The 14,947-nt window shown below is 61.9% G+C and carries 17 protein-coding genes; 5 read left to right on the top strand and 12 right to left on the bottom strand.

Annotation, left to right across the window (positions count from 1 at the left end; all coding sequences use genetic code 11):
* Positions 1-65 precede the first annotated feature (65 nt).
* Both BM275_RS07690 and BM275_RS07685 read right to left on the bottom strand, forming a co-directional pair.
* Positions 66-380 (bottom strand): SCP2 sterol-binding domain-containing protein, encoded by a 315-nt coding sequence (locus tag BM275_RS07690; RefSeq protein WP_090520408.1) that lies wholly within the window; start codon positions 378-380, stop codon positions 66-68.
* A 59-nt stretch (positions 381-439) separates the two neighbouring features.
* Positions 440-1,138, bottom strand: coding sequence for a histidine phosphatase family protein (locus tag BM275_RS07685; RefSeq protein WP_041013727.1), 699 nt, complete (start codon positions 1,136-1,138; stop codon positions 440-442).
* A gap of 179 nt (positions 1,139-1,317) precedes the next feature.
* Here BM275_RS07685 and sohB point away from each other — a divergent pair, with 179 nt between their 5' ends.
* Both sohB and BM275_RS07675 read left to right on the top strand, forming a co-directional pair.
* On the top strand, positions 1,318-2,340 hold the full coding sequence (sohB, locus tag BM275_RS07680; protein ID WP_041013728.1) for a protease SohB: 1,023 nt from the start codon (positions 1,318-1,320) through the stop codon (positions 2,338-2,340).
* A gap of 13 nt (positions 2,341-2,353) precedes the next feature.
* A complete protein-coding gene (locus tag BM275_RS07675; protein ID WP_090520406.1) occupies positions 2,354-3,346 on the top strand; it encodes a YhdH/YhfP family quinone oxidoreductase in 993 nt (330 codons plus the stop codon).
* Positions 3,347-3,615: 269 nt separating this feature from the next.
* On the opposite strand, the gene BM275_RS07670 is transcribed toward BM275_RS07675, so the two are convergent.
* The 7 genes from BM275_RS07670 to BM275_RS07640 all read right to left on the bottom strand — a co-directional run bounded on the left by BM275_RS07670 (position 3,616) and on the right by BM275_RS07640 (position 10,493).
* Positions 3,616-4,116, bottom strand: coding sequence for a DUF934 domain-containing protein (locus BM275_RS07670; protein WP_041013729.1), 501 nt, complete (start codon positions 4,114-4,116; stop codon positions 3,616-3,618).
* The gene (locus BM275_RS07665; RefSeq protein WP_023445300.1) at positions 4,100-5,758 is read right to left on the bottom strand and encodes a nitrite/sulfite reductase; all 1,659 of its coding nucleotides are present in this window, start codon (positions 5,756-5,758) and stop codon (positions 4,100-4,102) included. The genes BM275_RS07670 and BM275_RS07665 overlap by 17 nt, the downstream gene beginning before the upstream one ends.
* Positions 5,759-6,103: 345 nt before the next feature.
* Positions 6,104-6,319, bottom strand: a complete 216-nt coding sequence (locus tag BM275_RS07660; RefSeq protein WP_023445301.1) for a DUF2970 domain-containing protein — start codon at positions 6,317-6,319, stop codon at positions 6,104-6,106.
* Between the two features lie 90 nt (positions 6,320-6,409).
* Entirely contained in the window at positions 6,410-6,859 is a 450-nt protein-coding gene (locus tag BM275_RS07655) for a 3-phosphoshikimate 1-carboxyvinyltransferase (protein WP_046618974.1), read from the bottom strand.
* A gap of 24 nt (positions 6,860-6,883) precedes the next feature.
* A complete protein-coding gene (locus BM275_RS07650; protein ID WP_046618976.1) occupies positions 6,884-8,200 on the bottom strand; it encodes a leucine-rich repeat-containing protein kinase family protein in 1,317 nt (438 codons plus the stop codon).
* Between the two features lie 81 nt (positions 8,201-8,281).
* Positions 8,282-9,322, bottom strand: coding sequence for an RNA methyltransferase (locus BM275_RS07645; RefSeq protein ID WP_090520404.1), 1,041 nt, complete (start codon positions 9,320-9,322; stop codon positions 8,282-8,284).
* A gap of 22 nt (positions 9,323-9,344) precedes the next feature.
* Positions 9,345-10,493 carry an MFS transporter gene (locus tag BM275_RS07640; RefSeq protein WP_041013732.1) on the bottom strand — a complete coding sequence of 383 codons (1,149 nt, stop codon included), beginning with the start codon at positions 10,491-10,493 and terminating at the stop codon, positions 9,345-9,347.
* Positions 10,494-10,825: 332 nt separating this feature from the next.
* Here BM275_RS07640 and BM275_RS07635 point away from each other — a divergent pair, with 332 nt between their 5' ends.
* Together BM275_RS07635 and BM275_RS07630 are read left to right on the top strand one after the other, a co-directional pair.
* Positions 10,826-11,125: a DUF1883 domain-containing protein gene (locus BM275_RS07635; RefSeq protein ID WP_003279791.1), complete on the top strand. Its 300-nt coding sequence runs from the start codon at positions 10,826-10,828 to the stop codon at positions 11,123-11,125.
* Between the two features lie 41 nt (positions 11,126-11,166).
* A complete protein-coding gene (locus BM275_RS07630) occupies positions 11,167-12,141 on the top strand; it encodes a DMT family transporter (protein WP_090520401.1) in 975 nt (324 codons plus the stop codon).
* A gap of 13 nt (positions 12,142-12,154) precedes the next feature.
* Here BM275_RS07630 and BM275_RS07625 read toward each other — a convergent pair whose 3' ends face one another.
* Together BM275_RS07625 and pnuC are read right to left on the bottom strand one after the other, a co-directional pair.
* On the bottom strand, positions 12,155-12,679 hold the full coding sequence (locus BM275_RS07625; protein ID WP_090520399.1) for an AAA family ATPase: 525 nt from the start codon (positions 12,677-12,679) through the stop codon (positions 12,155-12,157).
* Positions 12,676-13,239 (bottom strand): nicotinamide riboside transporter PnuC, encoded by a 564-nt coding sequence (gene pnuC, locus BM275_RS07620; protein ID WP_090520521.1) that lies wholly within the window; start codon positions 13,237-13,239, stop codon positions 12,676-12,678. The genes BM275_RS07625 and pnuC overlap by 4 nt, the downstream gene beginning before the upstream one ends.
* 238 nt (positions 13,240-13,477) lie before the next feature.
* Here pnuC and BM275_RS07615 point away from each other — a divergent pair, with 238 nt between their 5' ends.
* Positions 13,478-14,590: an acyltransferase family protein gene (locus BM275_RS07615; RefSeq protein WP_090520396.1), complete on the top strand. Its 1,113-nt coding sequence runs from the start codon at positions 13,478-13,480 to the stop codon at positions 14,588-14,590.
* 7 nt (positions 14,591-14,597) lie between these two features.
* Here BM275_RS07615 and BM275_RS07610 read toward each other — a convergent pair whose 3' ends face one another.
* Positions 14,598-14,918 carry a DUF5629 family protein gene (locus BM275_RS07610; RefSeq protein ID WP_090520392.1) on the bottom strand — a complete coding sequence of 107 codons (321 nt, stop codon included), beginning with the start codon at positions 14,916-14,918 and terminating at the stop codon, positions 14,598-14,600.
* Between the last annotated feature and the right edge of the window lie 29 nt (positions 14,919-14,947).

The raw sequence follows: 14,947 nt of genomic DNA, 5'->3' as shown, positions 1-14,947 counted from the left end.
GCTGGCATAAAAAAACCGAAGTCTGAGACTTCGGTTCCTTTGCATCTCAGCAATCAGCTTTCGCCTCAGGCTGGGAACAGTTCGCTGAGCTTCATGGCCAGCATCATGTCGCCTTCGGCGCGCAGCTTGCCGGCCATGAAGGCCTGCATGCCGTCGGTTTCGCCGCTAACGATGCCCTGCATGGTTTCGCTGTCCATGATCAGAGTGACGTTGGCGTCGTTGGAATCGCCCTGCTGCAGATCGCAGGTACCATCCTTGACCACCAGGTAGTAGTTTTCGGCATCAGTGATGTTGAACTGGAAGACCAGATCCAGGCCGGCAGCGGCGCTGGGGTTGAACTTCGACTGCATGCCTTTGAAAGTCTCGGCGACGTTGCTCATGAGGGTTTCCTTTTTGGTCGTTATGGGTACACGCAGCTTTTGGCCGCTTGGGGCTGGGCTCATCTATGGGTGACGAGCTCCGGATTCTTCAGGAGTTGCAGGTGCGCATGGCTGTTGAACGAAGCCAGCGCGACATCCCGATCACGAAATTTCAACAGGCTGAGCGAGGTGTTGACGATCTGCCAGTTCATCTCGAACGCCTTGATCGGCGGCACGCCTATGATCAGTTGCAGCAGCGCGGTGATAGTTCCACCGGAGGTGAAGATGGCGATACGGTCGCGTTTGCCGGCTTGATCGAGAACGCGCTCAAGACCACCACGTACACGGTCGAGAAAGTGCTGCCAGCTCTCCAGGTCGTCCTTCTCATGTTCACCGGATATCCAGCGATGCACTACATGGGTGAACAGGCGCTGAAAGTCGGCACGATGATCGGCGGCGTTGCGCAGGATGTGCATCGCATTCGGCTCCACCTGGAGCAGGTCGGGAAGATGCGCGCGGATAACCGCATCGGCGTGAAACTCATTGAAGGCAGCATCGACTTCAAGCTCAGGCTGAGCGCCTAGCCTCGCCAGCGTGGCGCGGGCGGTATTCTGCTGGCGTTCCAGCTCGCCGCTCAGGCATCTATCGAAAGACACATCGAGTTGCGCCAGGTAGTCACCCAAGGCTTCGGACTGGCGATATCCCAGCGGGGACAGCACGTCGTAGTTTTCTGCGCCGAAAGACGCCTGACCATGCCTGATCAGGTAGATACTGCCCATGCTGCTGCTCCGGCCGGCACTGTTTTTCGCGAGGGTAGGGACATCGTTCGGGAGTGTCAACGATAATTCGAACGTTTGTTTGAATCGCTCGCGCTGGCTCAGGTACAGGCCCGCCGGTATGCTGGCGGCATGCCGCCGAAGGTAGTTTGTCGGCGATCGGAACTCATCGAGGGGGATACGTGGAATTTCTTGTCGACTATGCCAGCTTCCTGGCAAAGACCGTCACGTTGGTCGTGGCGATCGTGATCGTGCTCATCGCGCTGGCTTCGATGCGGCGGGGGCGCAGCAAACAGAGTGGTGGGCACCTCGAGGTGCACAAGCTCAACGAATTCTACAAATCCATGCGTGAGCGCCTGGAGCAGGCCGTAATGGAGAAGGACGCGTTCAAGGCATTGCGCAAGCGCGAAGCGAAGGCGGCCAAGCAGAACAGGAAGGCCGAGTCTCCAGCTCGAGTCTTCGTTCTCGATTTCGATGGCGATATTCGCGCGTCTGCAGTAGACAACCTGCGCCACGAGATCACCGCGCTGCTGACCATGGCGACGCCGCAGGATGAGGTGGTGTTGCGCCTGGAAAGTGGTGGCGGCATGGTCCATGGCTATGGCCTGGCTGCCTCGCAGCTGGTGCGCATTCGAGATGCCGGCGTGCCTCTGACCGTCTGTGTCGACAAGGTCGCAGCCAGCGGCGGCTACATGATGGCCTGTATCGGCAATCGCATTCTCACCGCACCGTTCGCCATTCTCGGTTCCATTGGCGTGGTGGCACAGCTGCCGAATGTGCATCGACTGCTGAAGAAGCACGATGTCGATTTCGAAGTGCTGACCGCTGGCGAGTACAAGCGCACGTTGACCGTGTTCGGCGAGAACACCGAGAAGGGCCGCGAGAAGTTCCAGGAAGACCTGGAGACGACCCACGAGCTGTTCAAGAACTTCGTCGCGCGTTACCGGCAGAACCTGTCGATAGATGACGTGGCGACGGGAGAGGTGTGGCTGGGCATTGCCGCGTTGGGCAAGCATCTGGCGGACGAACTCAAGACCAGCGATCAGTATCTCGCCGAGCGCGCTCAGGAAGCGGAACTGTTCCAGTTGCATTACATACAGAAGAAAAGCCTGCCCGAGCGCTTCGGCATGGCGGCCAGTACGGTTATGGAGCACGGCTTGCTGAAAGGCTGGAGCCGGCTGAACGAACAACGTTTTTGGCAATGACAAGGGGAACCGCATGAGCAGCTTCAAGGCACTACAAGTCAGCGAGACGACCGAGGGTCGTTTCGAAACCCGTATCGTCGAACGTACTACCGACGAGCTGCCAGCCGGTGAGGTACTCATTCGGGTGCATTACTCCTCGCTGAACTTCAAGGATGCGCTATCGGCGAGCGGCAATCGCGGCGTGACCCGCTCATTTCCCCATACGCCAGGCATCGACGCCGCGGGTGTCGTGGCTTCGTCCAGCGTCGGTGAGTTCGCCGAAGGCGATGAGGTGATTGTCACGGGCTACGACCTGGGCATGAACACCGCCGGTGGCTTCGGCCAGTACATCCGCGTTCCGGCGGCCTGGGTGATCAAGCGCCCGCAGGGGCTTTCGTTGCGCGAGGCTATGATCCTCGGCACGGCCGGGCTGACCGCGGCCCTCTGCGTCGACAAGCTGGAACAGGCGGGTCTTGAGCCAGGCGAAGCGCCCGTGCTGGTCACTGGCGCGACGGGTGGCGTTGGCAGCATAGCGGTGGCGCTATTGGCCAGTCTTGGCTACAAGGTTGCGGCGGTCACGGGCAAGGCTGATCAGGCGGACTTCCTTACTCGCCTGGGGGCTAGCCAGATCGTCGAGCGCGCCGCACTGCAGGCTGGTGTGGAGAAAGCGTTGCTCAAGGAACAATGGGGCGGGGCGGTGGACACCGTTGGCGGAGACATCCTGTTCAACGTGGTGAAGTCGCTACAGCGCGGTGCCAGCGTGGCCTGTTGCGGCCTTACCGCCGGGACGCATTTCCAGGCCAGCGTGCTTCCGTTCATTCTTCGCGGCGTGAATCTGCTGGGTGTTGATTCGGTGGAGATCCCGCTGGTAGTCAAGGCTTCCATGTGGGACAAGCTATCGCTGCAGTGGAAGCTGGCCAATCTGGACGACCTCTCGCAGGAGGTCGGGCTGGAGGAGTTACCGACGGCGATCGTGCGCATTCTGGCCGGCGGCCAGGTGGGTCGAGTGCTGGTCCGCGTGGACTGAATTCCACACGTGCTGGCTTATCGCCGCGATAGTGGCAATGAATTTCCTCGGCAGCGGTAATTGGCGGAATCTAGCGCCACTCCTGATCGCAACCGAGGAAATGTCTCATGAAGAAGCTCGCCGAGAAGATCAAACAGATCGCTGCCGGAAAAAAGGCCGATGTAGTCACCACGCCGGTCGAACACCCCAACTTCTGGATGTATCAATGAAGCAATGAAAAGCCCGCCAATAGGCGGGCTTTTTATTTGTCGCAATCGACCGGGCTGGTATCAGCTCTGGCGACGGCGGAACAGCGGGCGCTCATCGTCGGCCGCGGCCTGATAGGTCACCGAAAAGTCCTTCAAGCCTTCCAGCGCGTCGACCGGGTCCCGATCGGCGCGAATGGCGAACGCATCGAAGCCGCAGCGACGCATGTAGAACAGCTGGTCCCGCAGCACATCGCCGATGGCGCGGATCTCGCCTTTGTAGCCGTAGCGCTCGCGCAAAAGGCGGGCACTGGAGTAGTGGCGGCCGTCGGTGAAGCTGGGGAAATTCAGCGCGATGACCTGGAAGTGCGCCAGGTCGTCTGCGATGTCCTCGATCTGCTCGTTGGCATCGAGCCAGACCCCGAGGCCGCCGTCGCGGGCTTTCAGCGCATGGGCATGGTCCAGCCAGAGATGCAGCGGCACGATCAGATCGTCGCTATTGCACAGGTCGTCGAGCGTCTGTTCCTTGGGCAGCAGATGCCAGGTCTCGTCGACCAGTTGATCGTTCTTAATGATTCGCTGCATAGACGCGCTCCTTGAAGGGATCAATGCCGATGCGGCGGTAAGTGTCGATGAACTGTTCATCTTCGGTACGCTGCTCCACGTAAACGTTGATGATCTTTTCGATCACATCTGGCATCGAGTCCTGGGCGAAGGATGGGCCGAGGATCTGGCCGAGGCTCGCGTCACGGCCGGAACTGCCGCCCAGCGAAACCTGGTAGAACTCCGCGCCCTTCTTGTCCACGCCCAGAATGCCAATATGGCCGACATGGTGGTGACCGCAGGCGTTCATGCAGCCTGAGATGTTCAGGTCGATGTTGCCCAGGTCGAACAGGTAATCGAGGTTATCGAAGCGACGCTGGATGGATTCGGCGATTGGGATCGACTTGGCGTTGGCCAGCGAGCAGAAGTCGCCGCCAGGGCAGCAGATGATGTCGGTCAGCAGGCCGATGTTCGGCGTGGCCAGACCCAATTCGCGCAGTTCATGCCACAGCTCGAACAGCTTGGCCTGCTCGACATCGGCCAGAATCATGTTCTGCTCGTGGGAGTTGCGCACCTCGCCGAAGCTGTAGCGATCGGCCAGATCGGCGATGGCATCGAGCTGCTTGTCGGTGACGTCGCCGGGCGCCACGCCAGTGCTCTTCAGCGAGAGGGTGACTGCCGCGTAGCCGGGCTTCTTGTGTGCGACCACGTTGCGCTGGCGCCAGCGGGCAAAGCCTGGATGCTCTGCGTCCAGCTGGGCGAGCGCAGCGCTCTGGTCTTCCAGGGCTTTGTACTCCGGATCGACGAAAAACTTGCTGACACGCTGAACTTCAGCTTCGGTCAGCGTCGTCGGGCCGTCCTTGAGATGCGCCCATTCGGCATCGACGCGCTCGGCAAAAACTTCTGGCGTGAGCGCCTTGACCAAAATCTTGATGCGTGCCTTGAACTTGTTGTCACGACGGCCATAGCGGTTATAGACCCGCAGGATGGCGTCGAGATAGCTCAACAGGTGCTGCCAAGGCAGAAATTCGTTGATGAAGCTGCCGACGATCGGGGTCCGGCCGAGGCCGCCACCGACCGAAACGCGGAAGCCCAGGTCGCCGGCCTCGTTCTTCACCGCTTCCAGGCCGATATCGTGCACCTCGATGGCGGCCCGGTCGCTGACCGCGCCGTTGACGGCGATCTTGAACTTGCGCGGCAGGAAGGCGAATTCGGGGTGGAAGGTCGACCACTGGCGAATGATCTCGCACCACGGGCGGGGATCGATCAGCTCGTCCTTGGCGACACCGGCGAACTGGTCGGTGGTGGTGTTGCGGATGCAGTTGCCGCTGGTCTGGATGGCGTGCATCTGCACGGTGGCCAGCTCGGCAAGAATTTCCGGCACGTCTTCCAGCTCGGGCCAATTGAACTGCACGTTGGTCCGGGTACTGATGTGCGCGTATCCCTTGTCGTAATGACGTGCGATCTCGGCCAGCTTGCGTACCTGGGTGGAGGACAGCAGCCCGTAAGGCACGGCTACGCGCAGCATCGGCGCGTAGCGCTGGATGTACAGGCCATTCTGCAGGCGCAGCGGGCGGAATTCTTCATCAGCGAGTTCGCCAGCCAGGAAGCGGCGAGTCTGGTCGCGGAACTGCCGGACCCGATCCTCGATGATGTGTTGGTCGTACTGATCGTAAACGTACATAAATGTCCTGTTTTCAGGCTGTCTACAGCATTCGCGCGCACGGCCGCGCACCCATTAAGGGAGGGCGGCACGATACCAGCTCGTGGTTATACGCAAAAGTGATGTTTGGGAATATGTTTAGAACCAAACCAAGCCAAATGGACTTATAACCCGCTGCCCTTGAGCAACGCACAACAGTGGTCTTAACTGCCTCAAAGAAGCTGTCGATATCATCGAACCGCTAGAGGAGAACTTCCGTGAGAAACGAACAGCGCGACAGTGTGGTGGACGCCGCGGCTATCTTCAGTCTGATCATGCTCGCGGTGGGCACCGCGATCTTCTGGGTCAGCCATCAGTAGTAAAAGCTCAGCTCCCAACCAGATAGAGCACCAGTTTCACCAACCCCAGGATCACCAGCACGAACAGAACGGTGAAACCCACGCCGAGAATGATGAAGTGGCTGGGTTTTCCATGGCTGAAATCCCGGGCTCTGTTCTTGCCGCTCTGTACGCCCAGTGCCGCAGCCAGAACGCTGCTCAGCATTTCGCGAAGCGTCAGAGTCTTTTCCTGATCGTCTTTCATTGGTGTCTCGGACATGACTGCCTCCAATCGCGGCTTCTCCGGAGTCTAGTCGAGCGGTACATTCTCGCCGCACGTTGTGGCGGGCTTCATCTAGAGACTCTCTTTGAGCCAGTCCCAAAGTCCCAACGAGAATCCCGGGAAAAGATTGATCCCCAGCGCTGACTTGAGCACGTACAGGATCACCAGCCCTACCAATGCAGAAAACAGCAGGAACAAGGTCGCCAATGCAGCCTTGGCCACCAGCGAGAGATTTTGCTGGGGACGGGTCAGGTTTCGCTTGTTGCGACCGGCGACGATTGCGAAGTAATAGCGGTCGCGCCACACCTTCACCGTCCCGCGCAGATCGACGCGGTGCTTGACCCATGACCGCGCGCCGAACACCCCACGCAGGGCATCGAGCTGCTCTTCGCTGAAGGATTCACGCAAGTGCTCGGGCAGGCGCTGTTTCAAACCACGGATGAACGGGTCCTGATCGACCGCCGCATCCGAGTAGGGTTTAGGGTAGGGCGTATGTTCTTCGTCTGCTTTGGGTGAGTTCATTGCGGGGTCGCTCCGGAAAGCGCGTCAGAGCGCGGCGAGAGTGGTGTGCAACTGACTGAAGTTTGGACGGCCTTCTGGCTGCTCTGACATGCACTGATTCTGTAGCTCGAACAGAGTGTGCCGATGCGAATCGTTTTCGAGGTCTGGGCAGCGTTGCAGCAACTCTTCCAGCAGACAACCGAAAGCGCGCGATTCGATGCGTTGCAGCGCTTGGCCAGTGGCACTCTCCGGCTCGAAGAACGAGGCAGCGCCGAAATCGCTGAGCAGGCATTCGCCCGTTGGATCGACCAGCAGATTATGGGCGTACAGATCGCCATGCAGGATGCCGCGCTGATGCAGGTGAGCGACCGCCGAGGCGGTGCCGCGGGCGATGCGCAGCGCCTGCTCCACGGTAAAGGTTCGATCCTCGGCGTAGCAATCGCGTGTGCAACTGACCAGCGACGGCGGACCAGCCAGCGGCAGGAAGGCCGACTCGACCAGATCCATCAGCAGACCCGGCGTTTGGCCCGGCTGATCAGCCAGCGGCCCGGCAACATCGATCAGATTTGGATGGGCGCCAGCGGATACGCAGGCTGCCATCTCGCTGTGGGGCAGGCCGTCGCTGGTGACATGGCCCTTGAACAGCTTGGCGGCCATTTGCTTGGGCGACTGTCCGCTCGGCTGCCATGCGGCACGGTAGATGATGCCCGACGCACCCTGGCCCAGTTGCTCGTGCAAAACGACTTGTTCGCGCGGGATCGCCGGCAGCGAATGACGAGCGAGCCTCATCGCTTCGCTGGTGTCGCTGAAGGGGTTGCCGGCAGCGGCCAGCCAGCTGAGTCGCGGCAGTGTCAGCACCCAGTCGGGCAGCGCTGGCAGGCGGTTGGCGGCGATGCGCAGCAATTCCAGGTTGACGCAATTGGCCAGCGAATCCGGCAGCGAAGACAGCTGGTTGCCAGCGAGCATCAGTTTCTGCAAGTGGCGGCAATTGCCGATCTCGTCAGGCAATGCCTGCAGCCGGTTGTCGGTGAGGATCAGCCAGCGCAACGCCGATGGCAACGCGGCGGCGGGCAGATGGCGAATCTGATTGGCTTTGAAGCCGATCATCTCCAACTGCTCGCAGTCGCCGAGGCAGTCCGGCACCCCGGTGAAGAGGTTGTCCGAGCAGAACAGAATGCGCAGCTTGCGCAGACGGGACAGGTCGGACGGCAGGCTCTTGAGGCGGTTGCCGGAGAGATTCAGCACTTCCAGCGTATCGGCGAGGGCGAAGATCGCCTCCGGGAAGCTCTGCAGGTCGGCCGAGAGATCGAGGCGGCGTATTCCGGCCAGCTCGCCACGTTCCAGTTGTTCCAATGTGTGCATGCGACTTGCGCTTTCCTTGCTGAGATGGGCGGTGTGGGCGGCGTGAGTATTGCGCTGGGACAGTGACGGGGGCTTGTGGGTTCAGGCCCCACGATCAACGCGTCGCTTGCGATCGAGCACCTGCTCGGCGCGGGCGCGGAGCTGGCCGCACCCGCCGTCGATGTCCTGGCCGGCCGAGTTGCGTACCTTGGTCAGCACGCCGCGACTGTGCAGGTAACGCACGATCTGCACGATGCGCTCGCCATCGGGACGCTGATATTCGTCATCTTCCAGACTGTTGTAAGGGATCAGGTTCATCACCGCGTACTTGCCCTTGAGCAGGCGCAGGATGCCATCCATCTCATCCTGGTTGTCGTTGATGCCCTTGAGCAGTGTCCACTGGTACTGGATCGGGAATCCGGTCGCGCGGGCGTAGGCCTCGCCGAGGTCGACCAGTTCGTCGGGTGCGATCTGTGGCGCGCGCGGCAGCAGGGCCTGACGCAGCGCCGCATCGGTACTGTGCAGGGACAGGGCCAGCGCCGGCTTGACCCGCTGCTGCGGCAGACGCTCGAACACGCGCATGTCGCCGACGGTGGAGAACACCAGATTCTTGTGGCCGATGCCGCCGTCCGTGCCGAGCAGGTCGATGGCTTCGAGCACGTTGTCGAGATTGTGTGCGGGCTCGCCCATGCCCATGAACACCACCTTCTTTACCGGGCGGAAGCGTCGGGCGAGGGCGACCTGGGCAACAATCTCGGCACTGCCCAGCTGACGCAGCAGTCCGCTCTTGCCAGTCATGCAGAACACGCAGCCAACGGCGCAGCCGACCTGACTGGACACGCACAGGCCGTCTCGCGGCAGCAGGACACTTTCCACCATCTGCCCATCGGTCAGCTCCACCAGCAGGCGCGCCGAACCGTCGGCCGCCGGATGTTCGGAACGCAGCCGCGCCAGACCGTCGATCTCGGCGCTCAGCGCCGGCAGCCCTGCGCGCACGCTCAGCGGCAGGAAGTCCTCGGCCTGTTGTTGGCGCCGGCCGACATCGAGCGGCAGGCCCCTGAGCCAGGCACGGGTCATTCGCCCGATATGACGGGGCTTGGCGCCGATATCGGCGAGGCGTTGCTGCAGGTCTGGGATTCGCATAGGGCGCGCATTCTATCCGGGGTCACGCGGTGAAGCGACGGCAGAACGGCACGATGCCGACCAGCAGGACGGCGAGCAGCGCGAAGGCCATGCCCAGTGAGCTGAAATGCGCGACCACGCCCATCATGGCCGGGCCCGCGAGGACTCCGGCGAAACCGATGGTGGTCGCCACGGTGACGGCCAGTTGCACCGGCATGCCGTCCTGCCGGCTCAGGGACGAAATCAGCACCGGCGAGACGTTCGCGCAGCCCAACCCGCACAATCCGTAGCCGATCAGCGCCACGGCCCAGTGTTCGGCGGCCAGGCTCAAGCCGATGCCGAACGCAGCGAGCAACCCGCCAAAGGCGATGACGCGGGCCGTGCCGAGTGCATTGACCAGCGGGCCGCCAGCGAAGCGCGCGATGGTCACCATGAGGGCGAAGGCTGCGTAACCCAGGCCGCCCTTGGCCACTTCGAGGCCTTTCTCACCGGTCAGGTAAAGCGCGCTCCAGTCCAGCACGGCGCCTTCGGCCAGATAGACGACAAAGCACATCAGGCCTACGAGTAACACCACGCCTGTGGGCCGCACGAAGGCGAAGCCGCCGCCCGGCGCACGATTCGGCAGAAAGCCGCGGGCCAGGCCGAGGTTCGCCGCAACGATCAGCCCGATCATCAGAAAGCTGCCGATCTCCGGCGCCAGGCCGAGGGTCAGCAGGCCGGTGAGCATCAGTGCGCCGCTGATGGCGCCAAGGCTGTACATGCCGTGGAAGTTCGACATCAGTCGACGGCCGACCGCAGTCTCCACCAGCACCGCCTGAATGTTCATGATTACGTCGATGACGCCCAGGCTGCCGCCGAAGCAGAACAGCGCCAGAGCCAGCAACAGCATCGAGTCGGTCAGGGCCATGCCGGCCAGCGCCAACGCCAGAAGCACGACGCTGCACAGCTGCACCGGGCGGATGCCCCAGCGGCTTACCAGCACGCCGGACAGTGGCATCCAGGTCAGCGAGCCGACGCCGATGCAGAGCAGCAAAAGGCCGAACACTGCATCTGTCATCTCTATGCGTTCGCGTACATAGGGCACCAGCGGCGCCCAAACGGACAGGCCGAAGCCGGCCATGAAGAAACCGCAACGGGTTGCGTTGCGCACGATAGGTGCGTCGATCTGAACGGTATTACGGACCGCAAGCATGGGCGGCATTCCTCGATGAACTGGGTTGGCGATGGGTTAAGTGCGCGGCGAGCCGCGTTTCACCACAGGGCCAGCAATCCGGTATCGAAGAGAAACAGCAGTCGGCTTCCCGCGGGCAGGCTTGAAGAGCAGGGGAGTGACGTGCTGGACATGGAAGGAGGGTAGCAGTTGGATGGATGCACAGAGGATACACAACCCGGGCTACTGAACAACCCGCGCGTAGGCCTGCGCACCATGGTGCGCCTCCCGCGTGGCTCACAACCGGTCCGGTTCGACGGGTGTGCATGCTATCGTTGGCCGCTTTGCCGCCATGTGCGCTGTCGGAGCAGTCGATGAAGTTCATACACCAGCGCGAGCACCTCAACGAGGACGACATCGTCGTCATCGAATGCTCGCAGACCTGCAACATCCGCCTGATGAACGATGCCAATTTCCGCAGTTTCAAGAACGGCGGCCGGCACACCTACCATGGTGGGGCGTTCGATAAATTCCCGGCGAAAATTGTCGTCCCGAGTACCGGCTTCTGGAACATCACCATCGATACGGTCACCCGGCGCCCCATCAGCGTGACGCGCAAACCGAACCTCAGTCACTCGATCAGGGTCATTCGACGGTCCCCCTCGCGTCTGTAATCGTCCCATGGGCTGCGAGGCAATTCACAGGGAGCGAGCTTTTGAACCGCAGCCACCATACGCACGCCATCAACACCAGCCTTGGCAACCACACGCCGGAGGCGCGCATGAGCGATAGCCGTGGCGGAACCACCCGCGCGCATCTGGGCATGCTGCTCTGGGCGCTATTTGTCGGGTTGTCGTTCCCCGCGGTGGGTTTGCTCACTGACGGGTTGCCGCCACTGCTGCTGACAGCCATGCGCTTCAGCATTGCGGCATTGGTCCTGGCGCCGCTGGCCTGGAGCCAGAGCGAAGGGCGACCGAGTTGGCGCACGCTGTTGCTATACGCCGCCATGGGGCTATGCCTGGCGGGCTTTTTCGGCACCATGTTCTGGGCGGCCCATCGGGTCAGTGCGTTGTCGATGGCGACGCTGTTCGTCAGCGTACCGCTACTGGCTTATTGCCTGGGCCGCGGGCTTGGTGTCGAGCAGCCAGCCGGCCGTCTGTTGGCTATCCTGGCGCTTGGTGCGAGCGGGGCGCTTGGGTTGGCATGGGCCGAGAACGGCGGCGATTTCTCCGGCATGCAGTTTGGCCTGGGCGAGCTGGGCTTCTTCTTCGGTTGTGTCGCTTCGGCGTTGTACCCAGTGCTCAGCAAATGGGGACTGGCGAACGGCACGTTGCCGCGACAGGCAGGTTTGCGCACCTTCTGGAGCCTGATCGCCGGCGCGCTGTTGATCGGCCTAATGGGCTTTATCTGGGAGCGACCGGCGTCGCTGCTGCGCATGAACCTGCTGGATCTGCTGCTGGTGACCTACCTCGGCGTTTTTTCCAGCGCCATGACTTTCTTCCTGCAGCAGCGAGCGACGTCCGTTCTCACGCCCGGTGCGGTCACGGCCTATAGCTACCTGGTGCCCTTCGTTTCGATGCTGCTGCTGTTCTTCGATCAGCCGGCGCGCATGGGTGTGCACTGGTTGCCGGGTAGCCTGTTGGTCGTGCTTGCCATCGGCCTGTTGTTGCGTCGCGACCGCCAGCCATAGGGCTTGCGGCCAGTCATTCGCCTAGCAGAGCACGGGTGTGGGCGATCGCCTGCCACTCGCGCTCGGTCCAGCCGCCGCTGACCTCGACGAAGGGCTGGTCCCGCTGCACCAACCAGCTGCGACATGCCTGGAAGAAGTCCATCCGTTCGCTGAGATCAGGCTGACAGCGCTGACCGTCGCCATGCCACTCGATTCCCTCGGGCGAGAGCAGCAGGTGCTGGTGGTAATCCCGCGCCAGCAGCTCGTCCTCAAGCCAGGCGGGGCAATCGCCGAACAGCGTATGACTCCAGAGCATGTTGCTCAGCAGATGGGTGTCGAGAATCAGCAGATGCGGTGCCTGAATTCTCGCGGCGTCTTCCCAGTCCAGCTGGCCATGGGCGATCGCAGGAATGTCGGCAAGCGTCGTGTCGCGTTGCGTCTGCTCGATGTAATGGCGAACGTATTCGCCCACCATCATTCCGCCGAAGGTGTGCAGCAGCCGCTGTGCAAGCCAGCTTTTGCCGGTGGACTCCGGACCGGTGAGCACCAGCACCTTCATCGCGTCGCCACCAGTGCAGTGCGCCACTCTCGCAACCCCATGATCGCGAGCCCGGTGAACAGCGCGTAGAGGCCGGCCGTCAGCCAGTAGCCCTGATAGCTGAAGAAGCCAATGAACAGCACATCCACGACGATCCACAGGAGCCAGCACTGCAGGCGCTTGAGGGCCATCCACAGCTGTGCGAGCAGGCTGAATGCGGTGAGTGCGGCGTCGATCCAGGGAAAGGCGGCCTCGGTGAAGCTCGCCATGGCGCTGCCGAGCAGCAGGCTGCCGAGCGCTGCACAGGCAATGCCTATAGCCACCTCACGCGGGCTGGCGCCGGTCACGGGCCTACCGTGTTCGCCTGCGGCACCTCGCGTCCAGGCCCACCAGCCGTAGAGCTGCATTGCGGCGAAAACACTATGCAGCAACACCTGTGAATACAGCCTGGCGTCGAGGAAAAACCAGGCGTACAGCGACACCATGCCCAGCCCGATCGGCCAGCACCATGGGTTCTGGCGCACCGTCAGCCATACGGCGATTACGCCAAGCAGCGAGGCGATCAGTTCGAGAGACGACATGGTGTGCAACCGGGCTTGCAGACGAGGGGCGCGATCATAGCGGACGTCTCCGCCGATGGCTGCATGTTGTGAGGCGCGCCAGGATTGAACGACGCCGGTATCGGCTGGTCATGGTTGAGGCGAGGGCGCAGCGGGAGGCTGGCCAGGTGTTGAACAAAGCCCCGAGGTAATGGAATCGATCCTGAATGACCCAGGCAATGGCTGGTAGTCGCGGTGGCTTGCGAATATCGGACTGCTTATGAGTGATGCCGGAGCGCGGCACGGCAAGAATCGCAATATTCAATTTCTCCGTGGGCTGGCGATCCTGATGGTGCTGCTGGCCCATGCGTCGGTGATGCTGGTTGGCGCGGAGGCCGACTGGTGGGACGGCCTGCTGCAGCGCTTCCTGCCAGGCGTTGGGGTCGATCTGTTCTTTCTTATTTCCGGCTACTTGATGGGCGCGACCTTTCTGCGCAAGCAGCAGGGTTTCGATGCCAAGGTTGTGTACGCCTTCTACAAGAAGCGCATCCGCCGTGTGCTGCTGCCGACCTGGTTCTGGGCGGCAGTGGTATTGCTGTTCAGCGTCATCGAGCCGCCGCGTGGGGCGCCGGCTTACTCGCTGGATACGTTGCTCGGCGTGACGGCGAGCGCGGCGTTTTTTCTCGCCAATGTCTTCAACGGGTTGCATGAGACAGATTTCGGCTATTTCTGGTCGATCGCTCTGGAGGTGCAGTTCTACCTGCTGTTCCCGTTGTTGCTCCTGCTGCGCCGGGCGTTCTGGCCGGCGGTGATCGGTATCGTGCTGTGGTTCAGCTTCGCCAATCCTTTCGCGCCCGAGTGGTTGTTCCGGGCGAACGGCCTGTTCATGGGGCTGCTGCTATGGAAGCTGTCGTCGCTGGATCAGTTTCGCGTCGTCGAGCGCGACATCGAGGCGATGACCGCCAGCAGCAAAGTGCTGGTGATCGGTCTGGCGGTGGTCTCGGCGAGCCTTCTGGCCATCGCGCTGGAACCGCTCGCGTCGTTCCGCTGGGCGGCGACGACACTGGTGCTGACTGTTCCATTCATGCTGGCTGTCTGTTCCAGCGAGGCGATCTTCGGCGCCTTGTCGCGTCCGTTGGAGACAGTCGGGCAGCTGTCGTTCTCGCTGTACCTGTGCCATATACCGGTCTGGCTGCTGTGCATGAGCTGGCTCGATGACCAGCCGCTGCTGCCGCGCGTGGCGGTTTGCTTAACCATGTCGCTAATCGTTGCCGGCCTGAGCTATCGCTATATCGAAAGGCCGCTGATGGAGGGTGCGAAGTCGGCGGCAGCCGCCGGAGAGGGGACGACTGCGAGTTCAATAGCCGTCGCCCGCGCAGGGCGAGGCGGCTAGAGGTGCGTTACTCGTCCTCGCCGCCGATGGCACTGAGGCACTGCAGTCGATGCGGGCCTTCCAGTAGCCAGCTTTCGCCATCGGGCTGGCGCTGGGCTTCCATGATCTGGTTGTAGCTGAACTGCCACTGGCGGCGTGTGCGGCCGTCGACCAGATCGATCGTCAGCAGGATGCCTTCACTGGCGAACGGCTGATTGGCTTCGGCCGCGGCGTCGGCATCGTCGAGCAGCGCCTCGTTCAGCGCGAACTGCCAGGCATGCAGGTCGTCGATGATCAGCATGTCGGCGGTTTCGAGTTCGTCGATCAGCAGCGGTGTTTCGGATGACATGGTGCAAGCTCCATTGAGCGGAACGACGG

The sequence above is a fragment of the Stutzerimonas kunmingensis genome, from assembly GCF_900114065.1.
Taxonomy (GTDB): Bacteria; Pseudomonadota; Gammaproteobacteria; order Pseudomonadales; family Pseudomonadaceae; genus Stutzerimonas; species Stutzerimonas kunmingensis.
The sequence above is the reverse complement of the archived record's forward strand: the minus strand, read 5'-3'. Positions and strand labels throughout refer to the sequence as shown.

Coding starts and splice junctions, on each gene's coding strand:
- BM275_RS07625 (WP_090520399.1), bottom strand. CDS start 12,679: ATGAAGGTGCTGGTGCTCACCGGTCCGGAGTCCACCGGCAAAAGCTGG.
- BM275_RS07685 (WP_041013727.1), bottom strand. CDS start 1,138: ATGGGCAGTATCTACCTGATCAGGCATGGTCAGGCGTCTTTCGGCGCA.
- BM275_RS07675 (WP_090520406.1), top strand. CDS start 2,354: ATGAGCAGCTTCAAGGCACTACAAGTCAGCGAGACGACCGAGGGTCGT.
- BM275_RS07645 (WP_090520404.1), bottom strand. CDS start 9,322: ATGCGAATCCCAGACCTGCAGCAACGCCTCGCCGATATCGGCGCCAAG.
- BM275_RS07655 (WP_046618974.1), bottom strand. CDS start 6,859: ATGAACTCACCCAAAGCAGACGAAGAACATACGCCCTACCCTAAACCC.
- BM275_RS07615 (WP_090520396.1), top strand. CDS start 13,478: ATGAGTGATGCCGGAGCGCGGCACGGCAAGAATCGCAATATTCAATTT.
- pnuC (WP_090520521.1), bottom strand. CDS start 13,239: ATGTCGTCTCTCGAACTGATCGCCTCGCTGCTTGGCGTAATCGCCGTA.
- BM275_RS07640 (WP_041013732.1), bottom strand. CDS start 10,493: ATGCTTGCGGTCCGTAATACCGTTCAGATCGACGCACCTATCGTGCGC.
- BM275_RS07660 (WP_023445301.1), bottom strand. CDS start 6,319: ATGAAAGACGATCAGGAAAAGACTCTGACGCTTCGCGAAATGCTGAGC.
- BM275_RS07650 (WP_046618976.1), bottom strand. CDS start 8,200: ATGCACACATTGGAACAACTGGAACGTGGCGAGCTGGCCGGAATACGC.
- BM275_RS07635 (WP_003279791.1), top strand. CDS start 10,826: ATGAAGTTCATACACCAGCGCGAGCACCTCAACGAGGACGACATCGTC.
- BM275_RS07690 (WP_090520408.1), bottom strand. CDS start 380: ATGAGCAACGTCGCCGAGACTTTCAAAGGCATGCAGTCGAAGTTCAAC.
- BM275_RS07665 (WP_023445300.1), bottom strand. CDS start 5,758: ATGTACGTTTACGATCAGTACGACCAACACATCATCGAGGATCGGGTC.
- BM275_RS07610 (WP_090520392.1), bottom strand. CDS start 14,918: ATGTCATCCGAAACACCGCTGCTGATCGACGAACTCGAAACCGCCGAC.
- BM275_RS07670 (WP_041013729.1), bottom strand. CDS start 4,116: ATGCAGCGAATCATTAAGAACGATCAACTGGTCGACGAGACCTGGCAT.